16 protein-coding genes are annotated in these 15609 nt (G+C 60.3%); 7 read left to right on the top strand and 9 right to left on the bottom strand.

Going from position 1 to position 15609, the window contains the following annotated elements; translation table 11 throughout:
- The first annotated feature begins 297 nt into the window (after positions 1-297).
- The gene (locus BM194_RS10880) at positions 298-1161 is read left to right on the top strand and encodes a glycosyltransferase family 4 protein (RefSeq protein ID WP_177223392.1); all 864 of its coding nucleotides are present in this window, start codon (positions 298-300) and stop codon (positions 1159-1161) included.
- Positions 1162-1164: 3 nt separating this feature from the next.
- On the opposite strand, the gene BM194_RS10885 is transcribed toward BM194_RS10880, so the two are convergent.
- The gene (locus BM194_RS10885) at positions 1165-1755 is read right to left on the bottom strand and encodes a YrbL family protein (RefSeq protein ID WP_177223393.1); all 591 of its coding nucleotides are present in this window, start codon (positions 1753-1755) and stop codon (positions 1165-1167) included.
- Between the two features lie 35 nt (positions 1756-1790).
- Positions 1791-2930: a glycosyltransferase family 4 protein gene (locus tag BM194_RS10890; RefSeq protein ID WP_092846640.1), complete on the bottom strand. Its 1140-nt coding sequence runs from the start codon at positions 2928-2930 to the stop codon at positions 1791-1793.
- Positions 2931-3220: 290 nt separating this feature from the next.
- On the opposite strand from BM194_RS10890, the gene BM194_RS10895 reads away from it, so the two are divergent.
- Entirely contained in the window at positions 3221-4015 is a 795-nt protein-coding gene (locus BM194_RS10895; protein ID WP_092846642.1) for a hypothetical protein, read from the top strand.
- A 13-nt stretch (positions 4016-4028) separates the two neighbouring features.
- Here the strand turns inward: BM194_RS10895 and hepT are convergent, their stop codons facing one another.
- The 4 genes from hepT to BM194_RS10915 all read right to left on the bottom strand — a co-directional run bounded on the left by hepT (position 4029) and on the right by BM194_RS10915 (position 7038).
- A complete protein-coding gene (gene hepT / locus BM194_RS10900; RefSeq protein ID WP_092846644.1) occupies positions 4029-4439 on the bottom strand; it encodes a type VII toxin-antitoxin system HepT family RNase toxin in 411 nt (136 codons plus the stop codon).
- On the bottom strand, positions 4429-4839 hold the full coding sequence (gene mntA, locus BM194_RS10905) for a type VII toxin-antitoxin system MntA family adenylyltransferase antitoxin (protein WP_092846646.1): 411 nt from the start codon (positions 4837-4839) through the stop codon (positions 4429-4431). The genes hepT and mntA overlap by 11 nt, the downstream gene beginning before the upstream one ends.
- 184 nt (positions 4840-5023) lie before the next feature.
- The gene (locus BM194_RS10910; protein ID WP_092846648.1) at positions 5024-6007 is read right to left on the bottom strand and encodes a Bug family tripartite tricarboxylate transporter substrate binding protein; all 984 of its coding nucleotides are present in this window, start codon (positions 6005-6007) and stop codon (positions 5024-5026) included.
- Positions 6008-6141: 134 nt separating this feature from the next.
- Positions 6142-7038: a LysR family transcriptional regulator gene (locus BM194_RS10915; RefSeq protein ID WP_092846650.1), complete on the bottom strand. Its 897-nt coding sequence runs from the start codon at positions 7036-7038 to the stop codon at positions 6142-6144.
- A 144-nt stretch (positions 7039-7182) separates the two neighbouring features.
- Here BM194_RS10915 and BM194_RS10920 point away from each other — a divergent pair, with 144 nt between their 5' ends.
- Both BM194_RS10920 and BM194_RS10925 read left to right on the top strand, forming a co-directional pair.
- On the top strand, positions 7183-8388 hold the full coding sequence (locus tag BM194_RS10920) for a CaiB/BaiF CoA transferase family protein (RefSeq protein WP_092846652.1): 1206 nt from the start codon (positions 7183-7185) through the stop codon (positions 8386-8388).
- A gap of 30 nt (positions 8389-8418) precedes the next feature.
- Positions 8419-9336, top strand: coding sequence for a hydroxymethylglutaryl-CoA lyase (locus BM194_RS10925; RefSeq protein WP_092846654.1), 918 nt, complete (start codon positions 8419-8421; stop codon positions 9334-9336).
- A gap of 162 nt (positions 9337-9498) precedes the next feature.
- On the opposite strand, the gene BM194_RS10930 is transcribed toward BM194_RS10925, so the two are convergent.
- From BM194_RS10930 to BM194_RS10940, 3 genes are all read right to left on the bottom strand, one after another.
- A complete protein-coding gene (locus BM194_RS10930; protein WP_092846656.1) occupies positions 9499-11463 on the bottom strand; it encodes a tripartite tricarboxylate transporter permease in 1965 nt (654 codons plus the stop codon).
- Positions 11464-11532: 69 nt separating this feature from the next.
- Entirely contained in the window at positions 11533-12663 is a 1131-nt protein-coding gene (locus BM194_RS10935; protein WP_244890938.1) for a type 2 periplasmic-binding domain-containing protein, read from the bottom strand.
- 55 nt (positions 12664-12718) lie between these two features.
- On the bottom strand, positions 12719-13852 hold the full coding sequence (locus BM194_RS10940; protein ID WP_092846658.1) for a 4-oxalomesaconate tautomerase: 1134 nt from the start codon (positions 13850-13852) through the stop codon (positions 12719-12721).
- A gap of 148 nt (positions 13853-14000) precedes the next feature.
- On the opposite strand from BM194_RS10940, the gene BM194_RS10945 reads away from it, so the two are divergent.
- The 3 genes from BM194_RS10945 (at position 14001) to BM194_RS10955 (ending at position 15555) form a co-directional block, all read left to right on the top strand.
- The gene (locus BM194_RS10945) at positions 14001-14918 is read left to right on the top strand and encodes a LysR family transcriptional regulator (RefSeq protein WP_218155388.1); all 918 of its coding nucleotides are present in this window, start codon (positions 14001-14003) and stop codon (positions 14916-14918) included.
- A 137-nt stretch (positions 14919-15055) separates the two neighbouring features.
- Positions 15056-15352, top strand: a complete 297-nt coding sequence (locus BM194_RS10950; protein ID WP_092846660.1) for a hypothetical protein — start codon at positions 15056-15058, stop codon at positions 15350-15352.
- Complete coding sequence (locus BM194_RS10955; RefSeq protein ID WP_092846662.1) at positions 15349-15555, top strand: hypothetical protein; 207 nt, start codon at positions 15349-15351, stop codon at positions 15553-15555. The genes BM194_RS10950 and BM194_RS10955 overlap by 4 nt, the downstream gene beginning before the upstream one ends.
- Positions 15556-15609: the final 54 nt, after the last annotated feature.

A 15609-nucleotide genomic window follows, 5' to 3' on the forward strand; every position in this document is an offset into this window, starting at 1 on the left:
AAGAACCTTGGCGGGATAGAGCGTTACTTCACGCGATACTATGCCCGTTTCGCTGCCGAATATGACCAGCACATATTGAAGCAGACCGATGGCATTCATCCATTACTCTCGCCTTATTACAAACAGCATGCGGCTGGGCGTATCCACAGCATCAAAGGGCCTGGAATCATCAAGATACCCCGTGCCTTCCCAGGCCTTCGCTTTCGCTATCAAAAGGCGCTGCTCGTACGGCTGAGGATAGAAGCGATTCTGGTCTGGGGAAAGATTGTCAATCACCCGCTGAGCTTTCCGGACAACATGCCAGTCGTTCATTTCGAGCGGGGCAGTGCCTGGCTGGTGAATGATCAGCCCGCCTTGCATACCTATCTGAAGCGTCTCGACGGAGCGCTATGCAATTCCCATGCGGCGCTGCGTATGCTGCATTTGAAGTGGGAGTTGAGCACCGACTTGCCTTCACGTGTTCTTTATAACTCCATTGAGTTACCGGCCAACCATGCGGTACATCCCGAGGGGCGTTTTCGTCTGGGCTTTGCAGGCCGTCTGGTGCCGTTGAAGGCACCCATGGTAGCGCTGGAAGTGTTTGCCGAGTTGAAAACCCAACATCCCCACGCGGAGTTCTGGATAGCCGGGGAAGGGGCGTTGGAGGATACGCTGCGCAAGCAGGCCAAGCAGTGGGGGTTAGAAGACAGCGTGCGCTTCTGTGGGTTGGTCGATGACATGGCGTCGTTCTATTCGTCGTTGGATGCTTTTATTTGCCCCTCCTGGCGTGAGCCATTCGGCAATGTGGCGCAAGAGGCCTTGGCTTACGGCGTGCCTACTCTGGTCGGCGCTGTCGACGGGCTGGCGGAACAGGTGCGGGATGGCGACAACGGTGCCGTGCTATCGCCCAGGCGTGAACGTCGCGAGCTGGGCAAATACGGCCAGGCATGTCTGCAGGGGCCTGACGAAGTCTATTCCCCGGAGCAGGATGCCATCGTCCAGGCGGGCATTCTCGAGCCGGAAGAGGCGGCGCGGGTATTGGGAGAATGGGCCGAAAACCCTGCCCTTCGCCGCGAGATGGGCGCCAAGGCGCGAACGAGGATTCGCGATGAGTTCAATATCGATCAGTACGGCCAGCAACTGGTCGGCTTCATGAGCGAAGTTATTGCCAGACGACGGTGACGTTTAGTTTCCAACCGCCGGTTCCCGCCACTTAGCCATGCGTCTCATGAAGTGCGCCCATTGGCGCTCGACCTTGCTGCGCCCCAGCATGGGCACGATAGCTGCCAGCTTGATGAAGTCATGATCGCCCAGCCCATCGATGAGATATAGGCGTGGGCTGTCGGCGCGAGTCATGTCACAGGCGATGTTGCTGTCCCGCAGGTCGCTGGTGAAGATCCGATTATCCAGCAAGTAGCGGTGAAATCGTTCCAGTGCCGGAGCGATGTCCGCATAGTGTATCTCCCGCCGCGCCAATAGGTGCTTCAGCGTGTCGAGCGGCTTGCCGTCTCGATCCTGCATCAGGTCGAATACCAAACCTTCCCCCCGGTCCGTCATTACCCAGCCGTGCATGCGCGGTAGATATGTCCAGGCAATGTCGCGCTTCTCCAGTTTCCGGTAATACGCATGATCCCTGGCATTCTGGCTGCGGCGGCTCTTGTTTCGATGAGTGATCTTGATGCACAGCCCATCGTCGTTCGGGTGCCTGAAGCAGGCGCGCTCTGAGCCTTGGCCAATCAGCAGGCTGTCGTCGAGGTCGAGTAGGTCGTGTAGCACTGGTTTTCTTCTTGTCACGTGGCAATTCGTTCCGGCTAGTCAGTCGTCAGGCTTCTGAATGATACTTTGAGCTTTTCGTATTGGCGCTCATGGGAATAGTTCTTGGCCAACTCGGCCAACTGTTGACCAAGTGTTTCTCGTTCAGGCGATTCAAGGAGCTGAGCAATACGTTCCGCCCAGCTCTGCATGTCCATGTCGAGCACCAGCTCAGGGTGCAAGTCTCGTATCAGCTCCGAGGCGCCAACCCAGTCCGACACGACGCTGGGTGTGGCGCAGGCCATGGCTTCCAGCGCGACACGGCCGAACTCCTCGATGTGCGCGGGCAGCACGAAGACATCCAGCGCGCCATACAGGCGTTCGACGTTAGGCTCGGTACCGCGCCAGATGATCAGGCTATCGATGCCCAAGGCCTCCGCCTGTTTCCGGTAGGGCGTGGTGTCGTCCTTGCCGACCACCAGAAAGCGGCATCGCTGCGGAAGCAGGTGGTTGAGGTGGGCCGCGATCTCGAGAAAGCCATCGAGGTTACGCTTCTTGAAGTTGCCGGAGGTGATCAAGCCGACCAGAAAGGTCTCATCGTCGGCTCCGAATTCTCTACGTGTGGTTTGCCGGTCGCGCCTTGCCATATCGGGGTTGAACTGTTGCGGATCATAGCCCGGGTAGCTGACCTCGATCTTGTCGGCGCTGATGGCGTAGCGCTGCATGAAGTCGTCCGCCATCATCTGCGAGTTCACCGCCACGCGTTTGAAGCCACCCTGCATCAGGACATGATCGTGAATCGCGGCGACTTCATGATCCTTGGGCAACGCTTTGCCGTGGATTCGCTGGCTGGCCAGATGAACACAGTTATGCATGTAGACGACATCATTGCTGACGGTGTCGCCATGGCTGACGAGCAGATCGGGGCGATGGCGCTTGCACCAGGCCTGGACGCGACGATTGAACCAGAAACGCCGGAACTTCCCCTTGAACGGCCAGCGCGGCAACTTGACGAAGGTGGCGCCGGCCCGTTGCGCCAACTCAGCCTTGCCACGCTCGGCCAGGATGACGACACGGTAGCCAAGCTCTTGAAGGGCAGCGGCCTGTTCGAAGGCATTGCGGCTGGCACCGGTGTTCTTCTCGACCTGGCGAATGGCGATGGCTGCCAAGGGGGCTTGTCGCGAAGTGGGCGAAGTCATGGCGTTTTCGTTGCGACCTGGATCAAAGTTGACAGGGGTGCATAGGCTACGCTGAGAAATACCTTGCGGCAACTTGACACTAGGCATCCGCGGAAAGCTGCTATAGGGTGCAGCGCTGCGCTTATCCTGGCTCGTGGCGTCAGCGTAACCGCGTTATACTAATTAACAGACTAATAAATTTGCAGAGGAACATCGTCAGGCCTGCTATGTCGGCACCGAAAAAAATGCCACGGACCCCGTCCGGCGAAGCCTTGTCAACGGACTTGTACGATCCCAGGCTGCGTTGGTCCATGTGGCGCGCACGCTGGACCTCTACGACTCGCGAAGCGTTCGAACGTCGTGTCATTCGCCCGCTGGAGGATCGTCTGTTCCAACGTTGGCTGACCAACGGCTTTCTGGCCGACCAGGTCGAAGAGATGGGGCTGCCTTACCGTAGTGTCGATGACTATCTTGGCGAAAGCTTGGATTTGCGTATCGATCCTCGCCAATTGATCTGCTCTCTGTCGATGAAGAAGTCCTTCCCGAAATCGAACCAGCGCAACAAGGCGAAGAATCTCTTCATCTGGAAAGGTGACTGGGATCTCGTTCGCTACGATTTTCATAAAGGGCAGCGCTATACGTTCATCAACGATATCTGGCTGAACCGCCATGCGCTGGAGCAAAGCCAGGCCTATCGCGAGCTAGTATCGCTGATTGAAAAGGGCAAGCCGTTCACGTCGCATCAGAAAGGATTGTTGCTTAACACGCCGGACAAGGTGCTTGCTTATCTGGAAACCTATGTCGGCTACATGAACGAGATGGCGCGTACCGGTTTCGATAACAGCCTAGGTAAGGATCGGCTGGGCGTGGCAATCGATCGCCACGGCGGTATCGTGAAGATCAATCGTGGGCTGCATCGCCTGGCCATGGCGCAGGTGCTAGGCCTTGAGGAGATCGTCGTCCGCGTGCGAGCCGTGCACGCCGACTGGTGGCGTGATGTCATGCAGGGCGAAACCGGCGAGAAGGCGTTGCAGAACATGGCCGAGGCACTACGGGAATCTAAACCGGCGGGTCTGGAGCCGGGGAAGACGGCAGACAGAGCGTAAAGATCAAGTAGATTCAGGCCAGCTTTACCACTCGCTTGGCGTAGTCAAGCAGATCATCCGTATGCTTTTGGATGATGGCGATCACGATTGGCAAATGTACCGCTTGATAGTCATGCACTGCGATATTCCTGAAGCCAGTCATCTGCTTCATGACGGTGGCGAGTCGCGTGTCGAGAAGTTGAGCCTTGGCAAGAATGTCGAATACGTCTCGGGCGCTCTGGGGTAAGCCCAACTGTTTCAATCGAATTAGGCGGTTTCCGGCATCGATAGCCGCCTCGCAGGCACGCTGAAGGTTGAGGATGGCGGCATCTTGGCGTGTCTGATCGTTTTCGAACGTTTCGGGGTGCTTGTCATACTCTTCCCGTGCGCGGAATACGCAGCGCTCTATCGTAGCGGCCTTGTTCAGCAGGACATCATCTGCCATGGACGTGCCCACGCTGTTTGATATCCGCGATCAACTCCCGCCGCTGAATGGCAAGATCCCAGTACTGGCTCATGGTAGCCAGTTCGAACTCATCGGCCTCGAGATCCCGGCTCCATAGCCGTTGGCCTTCCGATACGATCTGATGCTGCATGACGGTCGAGGCACTGCGCAAATCGACTAGGTCGACGTCACGATTCAGTAGGTCTGCCAATTGCCCTGTCAGTTCCCAGCGAAGAGTGCCGGCGAGCGGGGAGGGAAGCAGCGCCGCCAAGTCGACATCACTTATTGCATTGGCGTTGCCTTTGGCCTGGCTGCCAAAAAGGTAGACGGCTTGAAGGTCTGGCAAGGCATCTTTCAGATAATCAAGGCAGCGTTTCAGCTCGGGTCGTGCCGTTTTCATGAAGCGCTCCGCTGAATGACAGAATCTGCACTTTACGATTTGCCCTCAATCCTGGCAAACGTCGATTCCTAACCCGCTCGACTTGCCGGTCCTGGATTGGGGGCGAAACGTTCTCCCGCGATCCGAAAAACAATCCCGGCATTGAGCCGGGATTGAGCGTGACCGACAGAACCGGGGATCTGACTCAACCGGCGCCCATGCGCTGCGAGAGGTCCTCGATGTCCTTGACCTGATCGAGGACGAACTGCTCGAACTCCTGGCCTTTCATGGTGAAGGGCATCAGGCCATTGCTTTCCATGGCCTGCTTCCACTCGTCGCTCTGGGACAGTTCCTGGATGGTGGATATCCAGAACTGCTTGGCCTCATCCGACACGTTGGGCGGAATGTAGAAGCCGCGCCAGTTGGGCGCCAGCACATCGATGCCTTGCTCCTTCGCGGTGGGAATGTCCGCCAGGTCGCCTTCCAGGCGCTCATCGGAGAGCAGGGCCAGGATGCGCAGATCCCCCGACTCCCTGAAGCCCTTGGCTTCGGAAATGTCGCCACTGAACACGTCGACGTGCCCACCGACTACCTGGGTCAGTGCCTCACCACCCCCTTCATAAGCCAGATAGCGGATCTGGCTCAGGTCTTCCACGCCTGCCTTGTCGGCAAACATCAATACTTTCAGATGATCCCAGCTCCGCTTGGCGTCGCCGCCGGCAAAGATGACCGAGCGCGGGTCGTCGTTAAGTGTCTTGGTCAGATCGTCCAGCGTCTTGAATTCGGAGTCCTTGGGCACGGCGATCACGCCGTAGTCGGCGCCCAGCGCGGCGACCCAGTTGACCTGATCGGCGGTCATACCCTGGAACAGGCCTTGGGCCAGGCCAGCCGAGGTCACGGTGGAGGCGGCGACCAGCAGCTGTTCGTCGGCGGGGCGCTTGCTGATGACGTGGGCGTAGGCGACCCCGCCCGTCGCGCCAGGCATATTGATGGTCTGCACGGCCTGGGGAACCATGTCGAGCTCCTGCAGGATCCTGCCTACGCTGCGGCAGGTGAAGTCCCAGCCGCCCCCGGGGTCGGAGGGAGCGATGCAGTCGACCTTGCCGTCAAGTTCGAAACTCATCGCACTGGATGCGAACGTCAGCGCGACACCGGCTGCGGCGAGCAGGGCTGTGCATTTGCGTTTCATGGACGACTCCTTGTTTGTTGTATGTGTCGTAATACAGCGGCGTGTCTGCCTTGCACCGTATCCCAAGGCTTACGGGGCTAGAAGTAGCATTTCAGAAAGTGAGGGTTCGTCGGGCGCGAAGGATGCGGAGCAGGTTAATCGCCGGCTCTTCCCGTCAGGTGATCCACCAGATGGCGCGCTGTTACTGGAAGCGCATCGTACTGGCGCATGCCGATGACGGTTTCCCGCGTGGCCCAGGTATCGCTGAGCGGGATGCTGCAGAGCTGCAGGTCGCCCAGTTCGCGGTAGATGGTCTGCTCGGGGAGGACGCCTATGCCCATGCCATGGTGGATCATGCGGCATATGGCATCGAAGCTGCGTACCTGGATGCGCATGTGCAAGGTCCTGCCGGCCCGGCTGGCGTGTTCGTGCAGCAGGTCCTGTAGCGAGGAATCCTGTTGCAGCCCGATGAAGTCTTCATCGGCCGCCTCTTCCAGATAAATAGATTTGCGGCCGGCGAAGGCATGATTTATCGGCGTGACCAGAACCAGGCGGTCGCTGCGGTAGGGCAGAACCTGCAAGCCCTCGTAGGGAACATGGCCGGCGAAGATGCCGATGTCCGTCAAGCCTTCGCGCAGTGCGCTGATGGCTTCCGAGCTGACGCGCTCCTGCAGGTCGAGCTTGATCTGCGGGTAGCGCTGCGAAAAGGTGCTGAGGTCCTCGGGCAGGAAGGCGATGATCGCCGAGGTGTTCGAGTGGATCCGCACGTGCCCCTTGATGCCGGTGCCGTACTCGCTCAGGTCGGCTTGCAGGCGTTCGATGTTTTCCAGGATCTTGCGCGCGTGATGCAGGAAGGCATGGCCTGCGGGGGTCAGCTCGACGCCGCGCGGGCGACGGTAAAGCAGGACGGTGTCCAGTTGCGCTTCCAGGTCGCTGATGCGCTTGCTGGCCGCCGCCAGGGCCAGATGCTCGCGTTCCGCCGCGGCGGTGAGACGGCCTTCGTCGGCCACCGACACGAACAGCTTCAGCGTGACGAAATCGAACCGCCCCATACGGCATTCCCCTCGATACGGTATCGTTGAAACGCCATCTTACTCAAGCCTTCGCCGGAGGCGAAAGCTAACTTGTTCAATGCCTAATTGTTCCTGCCAGGAGCGCGACGCATCCTGAGCCTCATCTAGCTAAGGAGTGAGCCGATGAACCCCACCGATTCCCGACGCCTGCCGCTGGAAGGTCTCAAGGTACTCGAGCTTGGCCAGCTAATCGCCGGCCCCTTCGCCACCAAGATGCTGGGGGAATTCGGCGCCGACGTGATCAAGATTGAACCGCCCGGCACCGGCGATCCCCTTCGCAAGTGGCGAATGGTCGAGGAGGGCACGTCGCTGTGGTGGCACGTGCAGACGCGCAACAAGCGCTCCGTGTCTCTGGATCTGCGTTCCACCGAAGGGCAAGAAATCGTGCGTCGGTTGGTCAAGGAGGCCGACGTGCTGGTCGAGAATTTCCGCCCCGGCACGCTGGAAGGCTGGGGGCTGGGCTGGGACGTGCTATCCGAGCTGAACCCAAGCCTGATCATGGTGCGCATTTCCGGCTATGGGCAAAGCGGCCCCTATCGCGACAAACCCGGCTTCGGGGTGATCGGCGAGGCCATGGGCGGCCTGCGCTACCTGACCGGCCATGCGAGGCAGCCCTCGGTGCGCGTGGGGGTCAGCATCGGCGACTCGCTGTCGGCGTTGTACGCGGTGATCGGTACGCTGCTGGCCTTGCAGGAGCGCCTGCGAAGCGGCCGCGGACAGGTTATCGATGTAGCGCTGTACGAGTCGGTGTTCGCGATGATGGAGAGCCTGATCCCCGAATATGATGCCAGCGGCAAGATTCGTGAGCCCAGCGGCAGCTCGCTGCCCGGCATCACGCCGTCCAACGCCTATCTGTGCCGGGATGACGATTACGTGCTGATTGCCGGTAACGGCGACAGCATCTTCAAGCGCCTGATGGGAGTGATTGGTCGCCAGGACCTGGCGACGGACGAGCGCTTTGCGCACAACGACGGGCGCAGCCGGCATGCCGAGCTGATCGATGGGGCCATTGCCGAGTGGACCCGCAAGCGCTCGCGCCAAGAGATCCTCGAACGACTCGACGAGGCCCGGGTGCCGGCGGGCTATCCCTACACGGCGGCGGATATCGTCAATGACCCGCACTATCTGGCGCGGGAGATGATCCAGACCATTACCACGCCGGCCGGGCGTTCGCTCAAGGTTCCCGGCGTACTGCCGAAGCTCAGCGCCACCCCCGGGCGGCTCGGCCAGGGCGGCCCCGACCTGGGGCAACATACCGAACAGGTGCTCGATGAGCTGGGCATCGACGAGGAAACGCGCCAGAAACTGCGCCAGGGCGGGATCATTTGAGCGAGAATACCTTTATCAAGAGTACCGAGCATGTCACGTATCTACATCAATGAAGTGGCGCCGCGCGATGGCCTGCAGATCGAAGCGGCGTTCGTGCCCACACCGGACAAGATCGCTCTGATCGACAAACTCTCGGCGACCGGCCTGGCCAGGATCGAAGCCACGTCGTTCACCTCGCCCAAGGCGATTCCCAACCTGCGCGATGCCGCCGAGGTCATGCAAGGCATTCGCCGCCAGCCGGGGGTGATCTACACGGCGCTGGTGCCCAATCTCAAGGGTTGTCAGCGCGCGCTGGAATGCGGCGTGGAGGAAATCAACCTGGTGATGTCGGCCAGCGAGTCGCACAGCTTGGCGAACCTGCGCATGACGCCCGAGCAATCCCTGGCGCAGTTCGCGGAGATCGTGGCTCATGCCCGGGGCAGCGGGGTGTTCAACAATGCGTCGCTTTCGACCACGTTCGGTTGTCCGTTCGAGGGCCATGTGGATGAGGGTCGGGTCATGACGTTGATCGAGCGGCTGCTCGAGACAGGCGTGCAGGGCATCACGCTGTGCGATACCACCGGGGTGGCCAATCCGGCCCAGGTCAAGCGGCTCTGTCAGGGCGTGGTGGCACGCTGGCCCGATGTGCCTTTTACGCTGCACTTCCACGATACGCGTGGGATGGGGCTGGCCAATGCGCTGGCCGCCTGGGAAGCGGGCATCGTGCACTTCGATGCCTCGTTGGGTGGGCTGGGTGGCTGTCCTTACGCACCGGGCGCCACGGGCAACGTGTGTAGCGAGGATCTCGTACACATGTTCGAGCAAATGGGCGTGCACACCGGCGTCGATCTGGATGCCCTGATGGCGGTATCGGCAACGCTGCCCGACCTGGTGGGGCACGACACGCCCGGGCATGTGGTCAAGGCGGGCAAAGCCGACCGGCGGTATGCAATGCCGGAACGCGGTTAGAGGCTAGGCAGAGCGAGAATGCCACGAAGTCTGCCGTGATGCTGACGCTAAAGGCACACCTCCGCTGGGAGCTGTGCCTAAAAGGCCTGTTATGGATTGGTATTGCATCAGGTCGGGAAGACCTGCCGGCGCAACTAACATTGGCCGGCAGGTCATCAGGGCTCAGCTGAAAAACCAGGGGTCCAGGAGGCCGCTGGGATAGGTCAGCGTCAGGAAGTGCGCCATGCCGACAAGGAAGGCAACCACGCCAATAGCCATACCCGCTGCTGTCCACAGCTTCAATCGGGCGATGCCCAGCAGGAATACCAGACAGAACAGGGCAGCCGTACTGATGAAACCCAGGCCGAGGATGACCGCGATCAGCGCGCAGAAGCCTGTCAGCCAGACCAGCTCTTCCCGGCAGGCCTGGTGTTGCCACTGTGGCCGGCGCAGCGCATAGCGTGCCGCCTCGGCGAGACAGCCCAATGCCATGATGGCAATGGCCAGCATGGGAAACACACTGCCCAGCATCGAGAGGCCGGCGACATCGCTCCAGGCGAAGGCCGCCAGACCCAGCAATCCAGCCAGTAGCAGAACGTCTACCGCACCGATCATGGGGGATTGCTCGGCTGCCTTCGCCGTCTCGGGACTGGCGGTGACGCCGCTTGTCTTCGATTGGCGGCGCTTCACCCATAGCGCCTTGAATGCAGGAATGAACAGTACCGCCAGGATCAGTGCGCCGATAATCAGCACGCCGGGACGGGCAAACGCCGCGCTGCCCTGGAACTGGACTGCTTGATAAAAGTAGGTCTCGGCGCCTGGCGCTAGAACGAAGCCAATCAGGAAGGCCGGACGAGACCAGTTGGCCTTCTTGAACAGCACGCCTATGGCTCCGACCACGGCCAGGGCGACCAGATCGCCCGTGGCCCGGGTCGCCTGATAGGCGGCAAACAGGATGAGGACGGTGATCAGCGGTGCGAGGATGGTGAAGCGCACTCGGGTGAGGCTGGCTACGGGGCCGGCAAGGCCCAGGCAGAGCCCGGCACCGACGATGTTGGCCAGGGCGAGCGACCAGATGATGGTATAGGTCAGGTCGAGGTGGGTCTCGATCATGCTGATGCCCGGCTGTAGGCCGAGCAGAAGCAGGCCGCCGAGGAAAACCGCTGCACTGCCCGAACCAGGCACGCCGAACAGGAGCGTAGGTACCATCGCGCCGCAGGCGCAGGCGTTATTGGCCGACTCCGGTGCAATCACGCCGCGGATGTCACCCTGGCCGAACTCGCCCTTGTCCTTGGCGCTCTGCACGGCGTGGCCGTAAGTCATCCAATCGACGACGGAACCGGCCAGCCCGGGAATAGTGCCGATCAGGCTACCGAACCCCGCACAACGCGCTACCAGACCGCGTTCCCGGCGTACATCCCGAAAGCCCTGGCGCCATCCTTGACCAAGCCGGCAGGGTTCGTTGGCGATGGTCCCTCGTTGCACCAGGAGTTCGATGATTTCGGGCAGGGCGAAGATACCCAGCCCCACTACGACCAGGGGCAGGCCATCGTAGAGGTAGTCGAGGCCGAAGTTTAGGCGAAACTCGCCGGTAGCCGGCGCCATGCCCATGCCGCCGACCAGCAGGCCCAGCCCGCAGGCGGCCAGTCCCTTGAACAGGTCGCGTCCCGAGAGGACGGCGACCATCGATAGCCCCAGCAGGGTCAGCATGAACAGCTCTGATGAAGAGAACGCCAGGACCAGTGGCTGGGCTATGAGAATGAAGCCAGTGAGTACCGCGGCGCCGATCAGGCCGCCAGCCATGGATGACAGGAAGGCGCTGGAGAGGGCCCGGGCCGCCTGGCCGCGCTTGGCCAGTGAGAAACCGTCGATTACCGTCGCTTGCGAGGCACTGGAGCCCGGGATGCCAAGCAGCACTGAGGCAAAGGTGTCGCCGGTAGGAATCACGGCCACTAGGCCCATCAGCATGCCCAATGCCACCGAGGGGTCCATGCCATAAAGGAAGGGCAGCAGTAGTGACATGCCGGCGATTCCACCGAGGCCGGGAATGATGCCGACCACCAGGCCGACGATGACCCCAAGCATCATGTAGAGGAGATGGGAGAGGGTGAAGACCTGCCCCAGACTGGAGAGAAGGATGTCGAACATGGCGTGGTTCTTCGCGTTGTCGTGTCGGAATCGAGCCGGCTCCGTCGCTAGGCGACGGAGCCGAAGAGATCAGCGCGTGGCCAGGTGGACGTCGAACTTGTCCGCCAGCCAGGTGATTAGCCACTGGCGCGTCTCGTCCTTGATGGACATGGCATCTTCGAGGTGAGCCGAGACCGTATCACCGATGATGGGTGTATAGGGGCCGAGCTGAGCTGCCGATTCCTCCTTGAACTTGTCGGTCTTGATGAAGTCGCGGGCCGCCTGTCGGTAGGCCTCGGTAAGTGCCTCCGGGGTATCGACCGGCACCATCACCAGTTTCTGCAGGGCGTAGCCCGAGGCAAAGAACTTGCGATAGGCCTCGTAGGCATTGCCAGACGGTGCCTCGCCCTTGGTCTGCTTGTAGACCTCGTTGAAGGTCGGCAGGTCCGGGAAAGTCGGGTCGCGGACGATCTGGCCTTCGTCGTTGAGCACGCCCAGGCTGAACAGTGGGATCGCCTTGCCGTCGTCGACCAGCGGTTGGACATTGCTCAGGTAGGCCGAGGTGGTTTGGAAGTCAATGTTCGCCTCGCCACGCTCGAAGGCCAGTCGACCCTCACCGCGGCTACGCATCCCGAACACCGGGTCGACATCGACGTCCAGCATATCGAGAGCGATCAGCACTGGCAGTTCGACCCCGGTAGGCGATTGGGCGGCCAGCTTGACCGGCTGCTTCAAGAGGGCTTGCAGGGCGCTGTCGGCATCCTGACCCATCTCGGGCGAGGCGTAGACAACGCCACCGGTCGGCGTGGCGAGTATCGGTTTCCAGTCGGCATAGTCGTAGCGTACACGGGGGTCGCCGAGCATGGCCGGATACTGGGTCGATGCCGATGTGCCCAGCCACTGGCTGCCATCGGACTTGGCGCGTACCGCGAACAGGTTGGCACCATTGATCGAGCCGCCACCAGGTACGTTGTCGATCATGATGGTCGGCTCGCCAGCGAGAGACTCGCTGAACCAGGGCGCGAAGAAGCGTGCCCAGACGTCGGTCCCTCCACCTACGCCAAAGGGAATGGTCCACTTGATGGTGTCGGGCACGTCGGTATCCGCGGCATTGGCCGTGGCGGGGAGCATCAGTGTGCTCAGTCCGGCACACAGCAAGCCGAGCCTGGCAGCGTGCTTCAGGCGGGTGTTGAGTGTCTGTTGGGAGGTTAAAGGGCGCATGGCGTGACTCCTTGTTGTTGTGTGGCTCTGGTTGTTTTACTGGGGTTAATGCGATTTAGCAGGCCTTCGCCTCAGTGGCACTGGCCGATAGGTTGCCGGTTACTGTGCCGGGGTAATACAGCGTGCCGGCCATGATCTTGCGTGCCGTACGCACTAGCGAGACGCGGGCGACGTCATGCGGGTTCTGTCCACGATGCTCGATGTCGAGATCGATATAGCCTGAAGGATGCTCGAGGCGAGCATGGTCCAGTGAGTCACCGTCAATCAGTCGTCCGCTAGTGACAGCAATACGGTTGGCAATCGTGCCCGGGACGCTGACCGCCGTCGCCAGGGCGATGGCGCCGGTAACGGCGAGTGCCTTGTGGCAGCGATGCGGCACGAAGTAACGGGCGCGTAGCGTCGCATCGGCCTCGCTTGCTGCCGAAAGTAGAATCGGCTTGGGCAGGACGCCTTGGCTGACGTCACCCAGCCCCATACGTTGTCCGGCTTCGCGACGAATGGCTTCGAGCCGAGCGAGCAGGAGGGCATTAGCATCAAGTTCAGCGGGCGTTTCGTTTCCCGTCAGGTCGAATGCCCTGGCATCAATCAGCACGGTGGGTGTCGCGGCATCGAGGCAAGTCACTTCGACACCGTCGATGACTTCCTGCGCCTGGCCGGTAGGCAGCAAGGCGCCGGTCTTGGTGCCCACAACGTCGAGGAAGCTCAATTGGATGCCTGCTGCAGTACCCGGAACGCCACTGATCCGGGTATCCCCTTCATAGAGTATCTGTCGTGCAGGGGTGGGGACGTGACACTCGATGAGTCGCTGCGTATTGAGGTTGCGAACCCGCACCACGGTCATGCCGTCAAGCGCCTCGACCAACCCGGTTTCTATTGCGTAGGGGCCAACGGCAGAAAGCATATTGCCACAGTTGGGATTGAAGTCGACGCGACGACCAGGACCATCGACCTGAGCGAACAGGTAATCGACGTCGGCTTCTGGATGCTGGGAGCGTTCGACGATAGCCACCTTGCTGGTCAACGGATCGCTGCCACCGATGCCGTCGATCTGCAGAGCATGTCCGGCACCCATCAGGTTGAGCAGGGTCTCCGTCCGTGCCTCTGGCGATTCAGGCAGGTCGTTCATGCGCAGGAAGGGGCCTTTGGAGGTGCCACCGCGCATGATGATGCAAGGAATGCTATTGATCATTGCCGTTTCACTCTTTGCCAAAACTCATGAACTGAGCATGTCACCCCCTATTTGATGCCTCAAATGCAAATAAGATCTCTATAAGATGTGGAAAACGCATTAATGTGATATGTTGTTTAATGATCAACTACCAATGCAAGAATCGCCTATGATGCATCGCATTGAATTTCTCGATTTGCAGGCTTTTGTCCAAGTTGCTGAATTGGGCAACTTTCATGAAGCGGCGCAGCGTCTTCATTTGTCGCAACCCGCGCTGTCGAGACGCATCCAAAAGCTCGAGGAGGCGCTTGAGGTGTCGCTTCTCGAGCGCACTACCCGGCGTACCTGGCTGACCACGATCGGAACCGACTTCTTGCCACGGGCCCGTAGGATGCTCGAGGATTACGAATCGTCGATCCTCGGCATCCGTGAGCTGGCAACACACCAGAAGGGAACATTGACCATCGCCTGCCTACCCACGGCGGCATTCTATTTCCTGCCCAGCGTCATTCGGCGTTTCAACGAGGCTTGGCCAGGCATTCGCATTCGCATTCTCGATGTCAGTGCCAACGAAGGGTTGGAGCGGGTAATCAATGGCGAAGCTGACTTCGGTATCAACATGATTAGCCCGCAGCTGCCTGAAGTGTCTTTCACGCCACTGCTGCGCGACCCTTTCGTGCTGGCACTGCGCTCCGACCACCCCTTGGCTGCCAAGGAGACGATCACCTGGGCCGACTTGGAAGCGGTGCGCATGATTACCGTCAGCCGTGATAGCGGCAATCGCACGCTACTGGACAATGTGCTGTCGGCAGAGGGTATCAGCCTCAATGGCTTCTACGAGGTCCAGCACCTTTCCACCTCCCTTGGGCTGGTGGAGTCCGGTCTGGGTGTCGCCATCTTGCCGAGAATGACCATGCCGGGTGCGGACCATGACACGCTTTGTTCTCGGCCACTGCCCGAGCCACGGATACAGCGCACCATCGGACTCATCCAGCGTAATGACCATGCGTTGTCGAGTACCGCCGAGTTGTTCATTGAAACGCTGTTGGCGCTGTGGGGAGAGAAAGCCCGGAAAAAACCTTCCTAGAACCCCCCTGGTTCCCTGCCTTGGCTCGCGATATGGGCCAAGGGGCTGGGTGCGTCCATGATTCAAGATGCCTAGGCTTTCGGTTTCAGCCAGAGCCATCTAAGGTGCAGGGAGTCGATCCGCAAGGAGCACCGATCGTGAAGTACACGTTCAATTACCAGATCATTCGTCGTGGTGAGGAGCGCCCGGTAAAGGGCGATACGGTCCAGTTGCGTGAAGATGAGAAGACCGGCCAGCACCTGATACCCAATGTTGGCGATTATGTTCAGGTACAAAAGCATTTCGGCGACAAGACGCCATTGATGGGCCGCGTCAAGACGCGCCTGTTCAATTATTCCAATGCCATCTACCCGGACAGGAACACCTGCCATATCAATATCGTCCTCGAGGAGCCGGAAGAGGACGTAAGGGAGCGGTTGAGCAGTAACGAATGAGCCCGGGGCGCCGCACGCCGTCTTCTCTGCTGGGAGGGTCGATTCTCGGCTCGCTGCTCAAGCTCTCGATTCCGATTGTCCTGGCCTTTGTGCTGTCGCGCGACGGCGTGCTGGGTCTCGAAGGTCTGTGGAGGGCGTATCCGGTCACCAACGTACTGATTGCCGTAGTGACCGTCATCTGGTTCATGAAAGGCGATTGGTAGCAGTGGCAGCTAGTGGAAAGCGACCCCTTGGCGGAGCGTGTTACGGAAGAAGTG

The organism is Modicisalibacter xianhensis, from assembly GCF_900113605.1.
GTDB lineage: Bacteria > Pseudomonadota > Gammaproteobacteria > Pseudomonadales > Halomonadaceae > Modicisalibacter > Modicisalibacter xianhensis.

Coding starts and splice junctions, on each gene's coding strand:
- BM194_RS10880 (WP_177223392.1), top strand. CDS start 298: ATGCCAGTCGTTCATTTCGAGCGGGGCAGTGCCTGGCTGGTGAATGAT.
- BM194_RS10890 (WP_092846640.1), bottom strand. CDS start 2,930: ATGACTTCGCCCACTTCGCGACAAGCCCCCTTGGCAGCCATCGCCATT.
- BM194_RS10895 (WP_092846642.1), top strand. CDS start 3,221: ATGTGGCGCGCACGCTGGACCTCTACGACTCGCGAAGCGTTCGAACGT.
- hepT (WP_092846644.1), bottom strand. CDS start 4,439: ATGGCAGATGATGTCCTGCTGAACAAGGCCGCTACGATAGAGCGCTGC.
- mntA (WP_092846646.1), bottom strand. CDS start 4,839: ATGAAAACGGCACGACCCGAGCTGAAACGCTGCCTTGATTATCTGAAA.
- BM194_RS10910 (WP_092846648.1), bottom strand. CDS start 6,007: ATGAAACGCAAATGCACAGCCCTGCTCGCCGCAGCCGGTGTCGCGCTG.
- BM194_RS10915 (WP_092846650.1), bottom strand. CDS start 7,038: ATGGGGCGGTTCGATTTCGTCACGCTGAAGCTGTTCGTGTCGGTGGCC.
- BM194_RS10920 (WP_092846652.1), top strand. CDS start 7,183: ATGAACCCCACCGATTCCCGACGCCTGCCGCTGGAAGGTCTCAAGGTA.
- BM194_RS10925 (WP_092846654.1), top strand. CDS start 8,419: ATGTCACGTATCTACATCAATGAAGTGGCGCCGCGCGATGGCCTGCAG.
- BM194_RS10930 (WP_092846656.1), bottom strand. CDS start 11,463: ATGTTCGACATCCTTCTCTCCAGTCTGGGGCAGGTCTTCACCCTCTCC.
- BM194_RS10935 (WP_244890938.1), bottom strand. CDS start 12,663: ATGCGCCCTTTAACCTCCCAACAGACACTCAACACCCGCCTGAAGCAC.
- BM194_RS10940 (WP_092846658.1), bottom strand. CDS start 13,852: ATGATCAATAGCATTCCTTGCATCATCATGCGCGGTGGCACCTCCAAA.
- BM194_RS10945 (WP_218155388.1), top strand. CDS start 14,001: ATGATGCATCGCATTGAATTTCTCGATTTGCAGGCTTTTGTCCAAGTT.
- BM194_RS10955 (WP_092846662.1), top strand. CDS start 15,349: ATGAGCCCGGGGCGCCGCACGCCGTCTTCTCTGCTGGGAGGGTCGATT.